Raw genomic sequence first — 12,186 nt, 5'->3', positions numbered from 1 at the left:
AGCGCAGAATGGAATGGCAATACCAAAATCGAGTCCGGAGATTCCCAATGCCTGCGTCTACCGAAACCCTGACCGCCAAAGGCCTGCGTAGCCGCGCCAGGATCGTCGACGCCGCCGCGCGCCTGATGCTCGCGAACGGTGCGCACGGCACCACGATGGAGGCGATCCAGTACGAGGCGGGCGTCAGCGCCTCGCAGCTCTATCACTACTTCGACAACAAACGGGATCTGCTGGCGGCGGTCATTCAATCGAGCACGGAGGTCGTGGTCGCCAACAAGTGGCTGCTCGAGATGCGCTCGCTGCATGATCTGCGCGCGTGGCGGGATGCGGTGGTCGCCGCCGCGCGCGCGACCGGCTGTCGCACGGGGTGTCCGCTGGCCTCGTTCGCCGAGGACATCCCCGATACCGATCCGGAACTCCTCGAACTGGTGGCCGCCGGATTACGCCGCCTCACCGCCGCCGTGGCCGATGGCCTCACCGCCATGCGCGATGCGGGAGAACTGCGCGAGGACACCGATATCGACCGCCTGGCGCTCGTCGTCGTCACCGCCTACGAGGGCGGCATGCTCGTCTCCCGGGCCCAGCGCGAGCCCGCACCGCTGGAGGCGGCCCTCGACGCCGCCGTCGCCTGTGTCGAGACACAGGCTGCTCGCACGGATCGATGACGTCGAACAGATCGCGGCCGACAGCCCACACCGACCCCACGACCACCTACTTCGCAACACGACCTACGTGTGAATTTGCGCGGCGACGGCTTCGTTGGAAGATTGTCGTGTTCCACATAGAGCGGAACATGGCCTGCCAGCATAGCTTGCGTTGTTTCCGTCAGTCGGCGAGCTGGTCTAAGAGCGGCGGGGCCGTGCGAGTAAAATGGCTCAGAACACACTGAATTCGCCATTTGCGTGCGTGCGAGGAAATGGTGGAGGCCCGCCGGGGTGGTTCCCTGGCGGCCGGGAACGATCCAGAGCGCGGTTCGAGCGTCACGGTGCACCGATGTAGCCACAGTCGCCGATATGTCAGCCCTTGGTCCTACGGTGGCGCCTATGTTTGGTGGGCGATATCGCGGGCCGTTGAGTGGGGGACCGAAGCCTGGAGCGTCGGTCTCGGAGATCGATGTCTTCGCCGCGCTGAACGTGATCCTCGGAAAAGGTGTCCTCGGACCACCGGGTTGGGTGCGGCCAGACATGGTGTTCTCGATCGAGGGCGAGCGCCTGCGACGCATCGGTGAGGGCTGGCGAAGCCTCGTCGGCAACAACCGCCGGTACGACCTGATTATCGAGTACGACGGAGAGTATTGGCACCGCCACCACGAGCGCCGTGACATCACCAAGTACCCCGACGTCGGGAGGGGCTACGAGGTGATGCGGCTGCGCATGCAGCCATTGCGCAGGCTGCGGCCGGCCGACATCAGCGTTCCGAGCCGTGCTGATGCGACGACGTGTGCGAGGCTCGCGCTGCTGCACCTCGCTCACCGTCCACGCCCCTTCCTCATCTCCGAGCCGCTCTTGGAGAGGATCGGTTTCTACCTGCAATTCTGCGCCACGCCGCTCGCGGAGGGCGATATCGCGTGCGGGCTGTGCGCTGAGCTCGACCACATCCTGCAAGGCGGCCTTGAGTTCTATCCCACGGGCAGTTCAACTTTCCAGGCGAATCGTTCATCGCTGGGGGATTTCGTTCAGCGTGCTCGAGAGTTGTCGGAGAGGAGCGAGTTCATAGAAGGTCTATGGGTGCCAGACCCGCACCAGCGTGGTTGGGAACAGAACGAGGTGGAAGCGGTGTCTCCGGAATTCAGACAGCGTCACCAGATCGCGCTCGGACATCACGAAGCCCAGGACAGGCAGAGTGCATTGACTGAGTAGTCCAGTCCCCGAGCTTGTGCCGAGACAGCCGGTGGGCCGAGCATCTGCTCGACGCCACCGGCTGTTCGCTGTTCGTCTATTGCGGGGCCTATTTGGTGCGATCGATGGCCTGTTCGATCCAGCCGGTCTGCACGGGGGCGGCGGTGTCGGGTTCATAGCCGGTGGCCGGGAACGTGGCCGTGTCGCCGTTCTGGGGGGCCGTATCGCGGGATCGAGCAGGTCGTGATCGACCCCGAGGACGAATACCGTCGCCTCTGCGAGTCCGTGGGCGGCACCAACCGAAAACGCGCTCATCACCACCGATCCCAGCGAATTAGACCGAGTTTGTGTCAGTGCGCCGGGACCGCACGAAGGTGAGTTCTTCGCCGGACAGTGGCCCGGTAGCCCATCGGCTGCCGACCCGTAGTCGGGGAGGCTTTCTGTGGTTTTGGGACATGATGAGACATTCGTGAGGCAGGGTTCAGGGGTGCGCCGCACTCCTGATGCCGTCCAGTAGCAGATCGACGACGCGCCCCACTGCGACGGTGCGGTCTTCGGTGGGCCGGGTGTAGATCTGCACGGTCATCAGCCGGGCGATATCGGCGGCGTCGACGTCGGAGCGGAGTGTGCCGTCGTCGTGGGCTCGCGTCACGAGTCGAGCGATGGAGTCGGTGACCGTCGCGCGCACCTGAGTCGATACGGGATCGGCCTGTATGCGCGTGTGCAGGGCGGGTTCCACCGAGGAGGCGAACGCGCCGACGTCGGCGAGGGCGCATTCGCGCAGGAAACGGCCCAGCGCCGACCAGGCGTCGCGCTCCTCGCGGGCCGCTGCGGCGCAGCGGTCGGCGAGATCGGTCAGGTAGGCGTGCGCGGCGGCGGAGATGAGTGCGTCGCGGTCGGGGAAGCGGCGGTAGAGCGTGCCGACGCCGACACCGGCATGGTCGGCGACCTCTTTCATCGACACGTCAATACCCTTGTCGCGGAACAGGATCAACGCCGCCGCGACGATCTGGTCGCGGTTGCTGCGGGCATCGGCCCGCAAGGTCTCGGCCGCCATGCGCGCCTCCCGGTAATAACTGGACGAATATCTTCCGCTTATGCTACCTTCTGGAAGTGGACGAAAATCGTCCAGTTATTCGAAGGGTGTGCGACATGGACAAGAAGGTGCTGATCTCCGGCGCGGGCGTCGGCGGCGCGACGGCTGCATACTGGCTGGCCCACAAGGGATTCGACGTGACGGTTGTCGAGCGGGCCGCAACGGAGCGCTCCAGTGGCAATCCCGTCGACGTGAAGGGGCCGGCGGTCGAGGTGGTCGAGAAGATGGGCGTGATGCCACGGCTGCGGGAGGTCGCCTCCGTGGTGGACCGGATGACGTTCGTCGATGCGGCAGGCCGGCGGGTGGCCGGTGTTCCGCTGCGCATGTTCCAGGGCGGCGCCGGCGAGCGGGAGGTCGAGGTGCCGCGCGCCGACCTCGCCTCGATCCTGCTCGACGCCGCCCGCGACCGCGTCGAATTCCTCTGGGGCGACACGATCACCGACCTGTCCCAGGACGCGGCGGGCGTCGATGTCGGTTTCGCTGCCGCTCCACCCGCACGGTTCGATGCGGTGATCGGCGCCGACGGTCTGCACTCGGCCGTGCGGCGGCTGGCCTTCGGGCCGGAACAGCAGTTCGTGCGCCATGCCGGAATGTATGTGGCGACGCTGCCGATCGGCGTACCGTTCGGTGACGACACCGAAGTCATCATCTACAACACACCCGGCCGGGCGGTCTCGATACACCCGACCAAGGGACATGCGATCGCGACGTTCATGTTCCGCGGTGACGCGGTGCCCGGCTACGACCACCGCGACCTGGCTCAGCACAAGAACCTCGTCGCCGAAGCATTCCCCGACGCCTCATGGCGACTGCCGGAACTGCTGGACCAGGTACACACCGCCGAAGATCTGTACTTCGACTCCGTGAGCCGGGTCCGGGCGCCGCACTGGTCCACCGGGCGCATCGGACTGGTCGGGGACGCGGCCGCCGCGGTGTCGTTGTTCGGCGACGGCTCAACCCTGGCCATCGCCGGCGCCTACCGGCTCGCCGAGGAATTGAGCCAATCACCGACCCACATAGCCGACGCGCTGCGCCGCTACGAAACCGGCCACCGACCCCTGGTCGATTCCAAACAACAGGGATTCCGCGCCGCACGCGCCATGCTGCTACCCGGCACCCGGACCGGCATCGCGTTGCGCAACACCGCCGCCCGGCTCGCACCCGCACTCGCCGGGATCAGGAGAACACGAACCGCGTAATTCCAGGCCCGCCGCGAGAAACCAGCGAGAATACTAGTGCCGTGTCCGGGAAGGTTGACGCTGTAACCCGCGGCCCGGGGTGGCGGGTTGATCATCGGCGGGTGACCGGTGATGCTGCCGGTGGAGGCGATGACCTGTTTTGTTCGGCCCGACCCCACGGAAACGCACGGTTTGCATTCTGGTTTGTATCGGATGGGCCGGTGGGTGTGGTGATCCTGGGCCGATACCATTGGCGACTTGCCGCCGGGCGAGGTGACGTTCGCCCGGATCGAAGAAGCGCCTTTCAGCCCGAGGAGTTCGGTACTACCTATCGCGCGGTGAACCGGCCGATGCCTGCCGGAGGCCATCGAATTGCGGGGGTGGGCGTGTGCATGCGGTACTCGGGAATGGAAGTGGTAAGGGTGACACCGGGCCGATATCCTGTGCATATTGTGGGGAGGTCGACCATGGACGATGCTCTGCAAATACCGCATCTGAGAGCCACCGCAGACTTGGAACTCCGCCCGTGGTCGTTGTCCGCGGCAGACCTCGAGCTTGTGAGGGAAGCTTCTGCCGACGACCTGATTCCTATAACCACGGTGCCTGCGACCTTCTCGCTCGAGGCCGCAACGAGGTTTGTCGAACGCCAGCGGCAACCAGCGACCGATCGAACCGGATACCCGATGGTGATCGTCCGGCGACCGGACAACACACCACTGGGAAGCATCGGCCTGTGGTTGAAGGACATCGACGAAGGCCGCGCATCGCTCAGCTACTGGGTGGTCCGCTCTGCCCGCGGCCATGGCGTCGCCGCGCATGCTCTGGCGGCAATGGCTACCTGGGCGCTGGAAGAGCTGCATATCCCACGACTACAGCTCTATGTGGAACCTTGGAACCGCGCTTCGATCCGCACTGCGGAGAGAGCCGGTTTCGAATGCGAAGGGCTCCTCAGATCGTGGCAGAAGGTCGGCGATCGACGCCGCGACATGTTCATGTACGCGCGCGTGGCAGCGGGAGCCCTCGCCGAGGCGGATGGAGTTCACATCGGTTAGACCTCGATGGCCGGTTGCCCGGCCGTCGCGGGTGATCGTGAACCGATATCACTGCTGGCACAGTGTTCGATACGCCCGGTGGTGCCGGGTACTCACCTCATGGTCGACCCCCACGGCCTCGCTTGCAAAATTACTCGAGACTATGCTTGATCTGCGTTTGTACGCACCGCCAGTGGATAAATCCGCTCGAAAAAATCTGATGAATCGCTCACCCTCTCTATGAGAGGACCGTCCGATGGGTTTTGCAGAGATGCGCCGGTTCCGGCGTGATCCGTTGGGTTTCCTCGAGAATCTGCGCCGGACCAGCCCGGTAGAGGTGTTCGGGCTGCCGTGGGGCGGGTGGTGTGTCGGCGATACGGGTCTGGCGCTGACGGTGCTGAGTGACCGCGCTTTCCATGCGGGGAAGTCCGGGTTCTTCGGTTCTATGCTGCCTTCGCGGTCTGCTCAGGTCGATTTCGGCCGTGCGGTGCGCGCGATTCTGCGGACGCATACGCCCAAGTATCGCGAGTCCCTGGCGGCGGCGGTGATGGAAATGCCCTCCATCACCCGCTGGCCCGCAGCGGGGGTCGAGCTGGTGTATCGGTGCACCGCGGACCTGTTGCTGCACCCCGATGGTTCTCCCGAGTTGCGGCATTTACTGGAGCGAAACGCACGCGTGGGCGCGCTTCGCCCAGCCCGAATGGCGCAGCGGGCGCGGGCGCAGCTGTTGCGCGTCAAGCTGTCCACCGCGCTGAACGAGCAGATCCGGGACCGGCGCAGCGCCACCGGCCGCAGTGCGGAAGCCGAACCACGGGATCTGCTCGATGCCGTGATCGGTGCCTGTCCCGACGGCGTCGCCGATACCACGGTGGCGCGGCTGTATGTGCTGATGTTCCGGTCCATTGTGGGACCACTGGGCTACTCGCTCGCGTGGTCGGTGCTGCTGGGCAGTCTCCACTCTCCCGGCGCACCATGGCCATGGCCCGTCGACTGGGTGGTACGTGAGGCCCTGCGGCACCGGCCGGTGTCCTGGATGGTCAGCCGTCCCGTCCCCTATCCCGCCGAGTTCGGGGGGATCGCCTTCCAGACCGGCGACCTCCTATCCGTCAGCCCCTATCTGCTCCATCACGACAACAACCACTGGACCAGACCAGGAGCATTTCAACCCGACCGCTGGATTCGACCGAGCGAGCACGGCCCATTTGTGCCCTTCAGTTCCGGCCCCTTCACCTGCGCAGGCGCCGCGGTCGCCCACGATCTGGTCACCGATGCAGCCACTGCCCTCATCGAGAACACCGCTATGCGCGTCATCAGCGGAGGTGATACCCGCCCGATCGTGACCAATGCCGCGACCCCCAGGCCGTTCACCCTGCTGCGTACCCCCACAAGCCCTGTCCACGCCCGACCGAGCCCCAGGAAGGAGGTGACATCATGATCAAGGCATTACTGTTCATCATCACCAACAAGCCGACCCGTACCTGGGACCCCGCTCAATACGGATGATTCTGCTACCGGCTGGATGGCTCGACCAACGCTACGAGATCTCCGCCGGCCCGGGCGCGCTCGGCTGGCGGGTCGCGCGCGCTCGGCACCCCAGTCGCGTTCACCGATTGGCGTCCAGCACTGCTGCGAGGCCTTCTTGTAGGTCCTTGACGAAATACTCGGGAACCTCGAGTGAGGGGAAATGTCCTCCGGCTTCGGGCGAGTTCCATCGGACGATCTGTCGGTACCGCTCCTGTGCCCAGGGACGCGGGCACTTCTCGATGTCGCGGGGATACACGGTGATCGCCGACGGGACGTCGACCCGAAGTTCGGGGTCGAGCGAGTCGTGGCTCTCGTAGTAGATGCGGGCCGACGAGGCGCCGGTCCGCGTCAGCCAATACAGGGTGACGTCGTCGAGAACGCGGTCTCTGGAGATCGTCTCGAACGGGCTGTCTTCGGTATCTGTCCACTCGGCGAACTTGTCGAGGATCCAGGCGAGAAGCCCGACCGGTGAGTCGACGAGCGAGTAGCCGATGGTCTGCGGTCGGGTCGCCTGCTGCTTCGCGTACGCCGCGTGGTGGCGCCAGAAATCGCGGGTTTGCTCCGTCCATTCGCGTTCGGTCGCCGTCAGTCCTTCCGTTGTCAGCCCGGGCGGTGCCTGCGCGGTCGTTGTGTGGATGCCGAGAACGTGCGCCGGGAACCTGCCGCCGAGGACCGTGGTGATCACACCTCCCCAGTCGCCGCCGTGGGCTGCGAACTTGCTGTAGCCGAGCCTCTCCATGAGTTGCACCCATGCGGCCGCGATCTTTTCGGTTCCCCACCCGGTGGTGGCCGGCTTGTCGCTGTAACCAAAGCCTGGTAGCGATGGGGCCACGACGTGGAACGCCGGCGTGTCCGCGTCTTTCGGATCTGCCAGCTCGTCTACTACATCGATGAATTCGGCAATGCTGCCCGGCCAGCCGTGCGTCAAGATCAGGGGAGTGGCATCTGTGCGCTCGGATCGGCGGTGCAGGAAGTGGATTCCCAGATCGTCGATGGTCGTGCGGAACTGGCCGATCCGGTTGAGGCGCGCTTCGAACGACCGCCAGTCGTACCCGGTGCGCCAGTAGTTCACGACGTCGACGAGATCGGCGAGCGGGACGCCCTGTTCCCATCTGCGAGGGCCGGGGGCGGCGCGATAGACCGTCTCGGCCTCCGGTAGCCGCGCTGTGGCCAGTCGCGCGCGTAGATCGTCGAGGACGGCGTCGGTCGCGTGGGCTTCGAATGCTTGCACGTCGACGGGGTCGGGGGTGAAGACCGGATCGAGGTGGCCAAGTGCAGGCATGAGACCTCCTGTTCATCGCGGAACCGGCTTCGGCCTATCGAGAACCGGCTAAGACGGTTCTAGCATGGCTCCGCATCGGCCGGCAACCAGCTAAGGTGGTTCCATGCCTGCTGGGCTCCCTGACTTTCGCCTCGGTAACGTGCTAGCGACCAGCTTCACGGGGACTCTGTCCGAGCGCCATGGCGACCGTGTGGAACGCATTCCCACGCCGCAGCGACTCGTCGACTGGCTGGTCGTGTACGGCCTGGCCGTGGACTCCTGCACTACCGCCCAGCTGGAACTCGCCTGGGAACTGCGGGAATCGATTCACGCCGTCGCGACAGCGGCCGCGATCCGAGACGCTCTTCCTGCGTCCGCTGTCCAAGTCATCAATGACTGCAGCATTCGGGGTCGGGCGGCGGCCGTTCTGACATCCGAGGGCAGTCGTCGATGGCGACTCGGCTCCGCTTCCTGCGTAGAAGATGCCCTAGGCGTGATCGCCGCCGATGCGATCAGCATCATCGCGGGCGAACGGGACGGAAGACTGGCCTTGTGTGCCTCGCCAACCTGCCGAGCGGCCTTCTTCGACACCAGCCAAAGCCGCACCCGCAAATGGTGTGACATGAACACGTGCGGGAATCGTCAGAAGAAGGCGCGCTTCAATGCCAACCAGCGCAAGAACACCCAAGGCTGACTGCAGTCAGCCATAGTATGACTTGAATCGGGAGCGGATCTCCGGCGCGGTGCGGGCCGGTTTCGCACCGTCTCCGGCCGAGCGGAGCACCTCCGCTACATCCTGGCGTCCCATGCCGGTGACTTCGAATCTCGAACCGTAGTTTATGGTTCGGTACTCCGCCATAATGGCCGCGCCCGGCATTCCCACCGCTGGAGCCACCCGTTGCGGTGGCGATGAGACACTCTGACGGTGAGCGAGAATCCCGTCGGCGAGATGTCCAGCAGCACATTCGATTACGACGACGAATTGCCGCGACTCCCCATCCCGACGTTGGAGGAGACGTGCGAACGGTTTCTCGAGCGATGTTCGCCGTTGCTGACCGACGAGCAACTGATGGTCACGACAGCGGCCGTGGATCAATTCCTTGCGTTGGACAGTCCGGCCCGGACGTGGCAGGCCGAGATCGAGCGATTCGATCGGACGCCGGGCGTCCACAGTTGGCTCGACGCCTTTTGGAGATCTCGCCATCTCGGCTACCGCGACAGTATCGCGCTCAGTGCGAATTCCTTCTTCTTGCTCACGGACTCGGAGCACGGTCAACTCGAACGCGCCGCCGAACTGATCGCGCGCGCCACCGCGTACAAACTGGAACTCGACGCCGAGATGATTTCGCCCGTGATTCTTCGCGGCCGTCCGGTGTCCATGCACCAGAACAGGTGTCTGTTCTCCACCACCAGAATCCCCGGCATCGAATTCGACGCCGTGCGCTCCGCTCACAGTGCCGGAGAACCAGGCTCGTCAACGGTCCGGCACATCGTCGTCCATTTCCGTCGTCAAGCGTTCCGAATGGATGTCCTCGCAGCGGACGGTACCCCACATCGCATCGAGGATCTGATCGCCGGGCTGGATGCGATCAGGGGAGCCGATCCGGCCGCGGAGCCGTCGCCGGGAGCGCTGACAACACAACCGCGCGCGGCATGGGCGAGGGCCCGCCAGGCTCTCCTCGAAGATCCGGACAACGCCGCCGCGCTCGAGACGATCGAGACGGCACTGTTCTGCGTCGCGCTCGAGGACTTCGCGCCCCGAGACGAACGCTCGGCCTGCAACGCGCTCCTGCATGGTGACGGCGAGAACCGCTGGTACGACAAGGCGTTGACATTCATCGTGTTCGCCGATGGTCGCGCGGGCGTCAACATCGAGGAGTCCGGCCTGGACGGAACCACGGTTGCCGGCTTCTGCGACGCGATTCTGGCGAATGCGACAGCCATCTCGGCGGACCGGCCCGGCCGAGCGCCCGAGATATCGCCCATCGAATTCCGTTTCGATGAGGACCTGCGGCACGAGATCCGGCAAGCCGCCGCCGACTTCGGCAAACAGGCGGACGAGATCGCCACGGAGGTGGTGACATTCGACGACTTCGGCTCGGACACGGCCAAACGTCTCGGAATATCGCCGGATGCGTTGGTGCAAGTGGCTTACCAACTGGCTCATCAACGGTCCAGGGGATTCCTCGGCAGCACCTACGAATCCGTAGCCGTGCGGCACTACCGCCACGGCCGCACCGAAGCGCTCCGGGCGGTCACCCCCGAAGTCGTTCGTTTCGTGGCATTGATGAACGACTCGACCGCTACGCACACCGCTCGCGCCGAAGCGCTACGTGCCGCGGCGGGGGCACACGTCGCCAACACCAGAGAATGCCAGGCGGGGCGTGCTCCCGAACGGCATCTCGTGGAGCTACAGCGAATTCAGCGTCAGCACGGCGAAAAGCCGCTCGCGATCTACGAATCTCCCGGCTGGCGGATTCTGCGTGACGACTATCTCAGTACCAGTGCTGTGTCGTCGGTCAATGTTCGGTTCTTCGGTTTCGGGCCGCCGACCGCCGATTGCATCGGGATCGGCTATATCCTGCAGCCCGGCAGCTTCGGCGTACACCTGAGCGGTTCCAAAGGCATCGAACAACACATGCTCGAATTCGCACACGCCCTCTCTGTCGCCATCCCGGAGTTGTGCGCCCTGCTCGAGACGACATCCGTCGGCTAGCTTTGCGTATCGATGACTGCTCGTCCGATAGCCAGGAGTAGATATTCCACCCGAAAGTGAGTGGGAGTGAAAGCCTACCGAGAGCTTCTGGCAAATCGGACAGTATGCAATATGGTGCTGATCAGTCTGCTGTTCCGGACTGTTCTCAACTCCCAATCCCTGCTGTTGGTAATGCATGTGCGGCACACGTTGCACCTTTCCTACGGTGCTGCGGGCTTGTTGAGCACTGTGGTCTACCTGTGCATGGCCGGAACCGAGCTGCGGCGCGGCCCGCGTCTCGATCGATTGGGCTTGCGCCCCACCATGGCTCCATCGATCCTGGTAAACGGGATCTGCTGGCTCATCGCGCCATTCGCTCCGTTTCCGGTGTTGCTGTTGCTCGCGGCGTTGGCGGGATGGTTCGAAATACCGGTCATCAATGTCGCGAAACAGGCCATTACGGTCGCCACGACCGAACGGGAGCGAAGGCCGGCGCTCGCCGCGTACGAGGTGACCGCGGACGTGTCGCTGTTGGTCGGGCCGCCGCTGGGCGTCGCGGTGATGAATATCTGGGACACGGCGATGGTGCTGCTCGTGGTCCGGTTGGTGGCCGTGGGTTGCGGTGTCCTGTTGCTGAGACAGAACCCGCCGCTGCGAACCGAGACGAGCGAAGTGTCACGGCGGGTCCCACGGCGATCCTGGTTGCAGACCGGCTTCGTGGCAGCATGTGTCGGATACGCCGCGGCCGCCGCCGTCCTCTGTGCGGAGGAACTGAGTGTCATCACGGCCATGCACGACTTCCATGCCAAGCATGCGATCGGACTGGTGCTGGCCATCGGCGCAGCCGGTGCGGTGGCCGGTGGGTACGGGTACGGCGCGATCTCCAGAACCATCTCGCCATACGTTCTGCTGGTCGGACTCGGAATCGGCGTGTCGCTCTGCGCCCTCGCGGTCGGCCCGGTTTCGCTGGCCATAGCCGTTTTCGCGGTCGGCGTGCTGGCTGGTGCTGTTTTCCCGGCCTGCACCGATCGGATGAGTGCTGCTGCTTCTGAGGACGCCCTCGGGGAGGCCCTCGGCTTTCATTTCAGTCTGATGTGGGTCGGCGTAGCCATGGGAAGTATCGGGGCGAGTCAGTCCGTCGACTTCGCCGGTTCGTCAGGAGGCATCCTGGCCGCAGCCACGATCGGTATCGGCGCCGGAATCGGGCTGGGCCGAATCGCGGCTCGCGCCGGCCCCATTCCCGGGGCGCCCGGCCCAGTGAATCGAGCGTTCATCGTCACCGCGACCAGGCGGATACTGGATATCGCGCAGATCACCCTTGCTCGAAATACCGATGGATCACTCGACGTCCGACTCGGCGGAATCTACGCCTTCGAGAAGAAGGTGAAGCAGCCGGTTACCGGACAGCGCAATGGAACCGAATCCTCAGCCGTATCGTCAATAGATTCCGAGGCTGCCGACCCGGGTCGAACCGGAATGCGACAATTCTCGACGCCTTGGACCGAAACTCCTTCATCTCCTCAGCGAAAAGGCTCACCGTGGAGCCGGCCACCCGCTTGAACT

At 64.7% G+C, this 12,186-nt stretch carries 10 protein-coding genes; 8 read left to right on the top strand and 2 right to left on the bottom strand.

The window, feature by feature from the left end; genetic code table 11:
• The first annotated feature begins 47 nt into the window (after positions 1 to 47).
• Both ACL03I_RS11170 and ACL03I_RS11165 read left to right on the top strand, forming a co-directional pair.
• A complete protein-coding gene (locus ACL03I_RS11170; protein WP_397276898.1) occupies positions 48 to 665 on the top strand; it encodes a TetR/AcrR family transcriptional regulator in 618 nt (205 codons plus the stop codon).
• Between the two features lie 378 nt (positions 666 to 1,043).
• The gene (locus tag ACL03I_RS11165; protein WP_355077822.1) at positions 1,044 to 1,859 is read left to right on the top strand and encodes a hypothetical protein; all 816 of its coding nucleotides are present in this window, start codon (positions 1,044 to 1,046) and stop codon (positions 1,857 to 1,859) included.
• A gap of 460 nt (positions 1,860 to 2,319) precedes the next feature.
• Here ACL03I_RS11165 and ACL03I_RS11160 read toward each other — a convergent pair whose 3' ends face one another.
• Positions 2,320 to 2,895 carry a TetR/AcrR family transcriptional regulator gene (locus tag ACL03I_RS11160; protein WP_412805838.1) on the bottom strand — a complete coding sequence of 192 codons (576 nt, stop codon included), beginning with the start codon at positions 2,893 to 2,895 and terminating at the stop codon, positions 2,320 to 2,322.
• A gap of 95 nt (positions 2,896 to 2,990) precedes the next feature.
• Here ACL03I_RS11160 and ACL03I_RS11155 point away from each other — a divergent pair, with 95 nt between their 5' ends.
• The 3 genes from ACL03I_RS11155 to ACL03I_RS11145 all read left to right on the top strand — a co-directional run bounded on the left by ACL03I_RS11155 (position 2,991) and on the right by ACL03I_RS11145 (position 6,578).
• Complete coding sequence (locus tag ACL03I_RS11155; RefSeq protein WP_412805837.1) at positions 2,991 to 4,133, top strand: FAD-dependent monooxygenase; 1,143 nt, start codon at positions 2,991 to 2,993, stop codon at positions 4,131 to 4,133.
• A 446-nt stretch (positions 4,134 to 4,579) separates the two neighbouring features.
• Entirely contained in the window at positions 4,580 to 5,164 is a 585-nt protein-coding gene (locus ACL03I_RS11150) for a GNAT family N-acetyltransferase (protein WP_356960983.1), read from the top strand.
• 235 nt (positions 5,165 to 5,399) lie between these two features.
• A complete protein-coding gene (locus tag ACL03I_RS11145; RefSeq protein ID WP_412805836.1) occupies positions 5,400 to 6,578 on the top strand; it encodes a cytochrome P450 in 1,179 nt (392 codons plus the stop codon).
• Between the two features lie 168 nt (positions 6,579 to 6,746).
• Here ACL03I_RS11145 and ACL03I_RS11140 read toward each other — a convergent pair whose 3' ends face one another.
• A complete protein-coding gene (locus tag ACL03I_RS11140) occupies positions 6,747 to 7,949 on the bottom strand; it encodes an epoxide hydrolase family protein (protein ID WP_412805835.1) in 1,203 nt (400 codons plus the stop codon).
• A gap of 103 nt (positions 7,950 to 8,052) precedes the next feature.
• Here ACL03I_RS11140 and ACL03I_RS11135 point away from each other — a divergent pair, with 103 nt between their 5' ends.
• The 3 genes from ACL03I_RS11135 to ACL03I_RS11125 all read left to right on the top strand — a co-directional run bounded on the left by ACL03I_RS11135 (position 8,053) and on the right by ACL03I_RS11125 (position 12,183).
• Positions 8,053 to 8,622: a CGNR zinc finger domain-containing protein gene (locus ACL03I_RS11135; RefSeq protein WP_412805834.1), complete on the top strand. Its 570-nt coding sequence runs from the start codon at positions 8,053 to 8,055 to the stop codon at positions 8,620 to 8,622.
• A gap of 231 nt (positions 8,623 to 8,853) precedes the next feature.
• Positions 8,854 to 10,644: a choline/carnitine O-acyltransferase gene (locus ACL03I_RS11130; protein WP_412805833.1), complete on the top strand. Its 1,791-nt coding sequence runs from the start codon at positions 8,854 to 8,856 to the stop codon at positions 10,642 to 10,644.
• 60 nt (positions 10,645 to 10,704) lie between these two features.
• Positions 10,705 to 12,183: an MFS transporter gene (locus ACL03I_RS11125; RefSeq protein ID WP_412805832.1), complete on the top strand. Its 1,479-nt coding sequence runs from the start codon at positions 10,705 to 10,707 to the stop codon at positions 12,181 to 12,183.
• Positions 12,184 to 12,186: the final 3 nt, after the last annotated feature.

The sequence above is a fragment of the Nocardia sichangensis genome (assembly GCF_047200615.1).
GTDB classification, from domain to species: Bacteria; Actinomycetota; Actinomycetes; order Mycobacteriales; family Mycobacteriaceae; genus Nocardia; species Nocardia sichangensis.
Note: the sequence above shows the minus strand (reverse complement) of the source record. Positions and strands in the feature narration are given on the sequence as shown.

Excerpts from the sequence above, each read along its gene's own strand:
- ACL03I_RS11160 (WP_412805838.1), bottom strand. The coding sequence starts at position 2,895 with ATGGCGGCCGAGACCTTGCGGGCCGATGCCCGCAGCAACCGCGACCAG.
- ACL03I_RS11140 (WP_412805835.1), bottom strand. The coding sequence starts at position 7,949 with ATGCCTGCACTTGGCCACCTCGATCCGGTCTTCACCCCCGACCCCGTC.
- ACL03I_RS11165 (WP_355077822.1), top strand. The coding sequence starts at position 1,044 with ATGTTTGGTGGGCGATATCGCGGGCCGTTGAGTGGGGGACCGAAGCCT.
- ACL03I_RS11170 (WP_397276898.1), top strand. The coding sequence starts at position 48 with ATGCCTGCGTCTACCGAAACCCTGACCGCCAAAGGCCTGCGTAGCCGC.
- ACL03I_RS11145 (WP_412805836.1), top strand. The coding sequence starts at position 5,400 with ATGGGTTTTGCAGAGATGCGCCGGTTCCGGCGTGATCCGTTGGGTTTC.
- ACL03I_RS11150 (WP_356960983.1), top strand. The coding sequence starts at position 4,580 with ATGGACGATGCTCTGCAAATACCGCATCTGAGAGCCACCGCAGACTTG.
- ACL03I_RS11155 (WP_412805837.1), top strand. The coding sequence starts at position 2,991 with ATGGACAAGAAGGTGCTGATCTCCGGCGCGGGCGTCGGCGGCGCGACG.
- ACL03I_RS11135 (WP_412805834.1), top strand. The coding sequence starts at position 8,053 with ATGCCTGCTGGGCTCCCTGACTTTCGCCTCGGTAACGTGCTAGCGACC.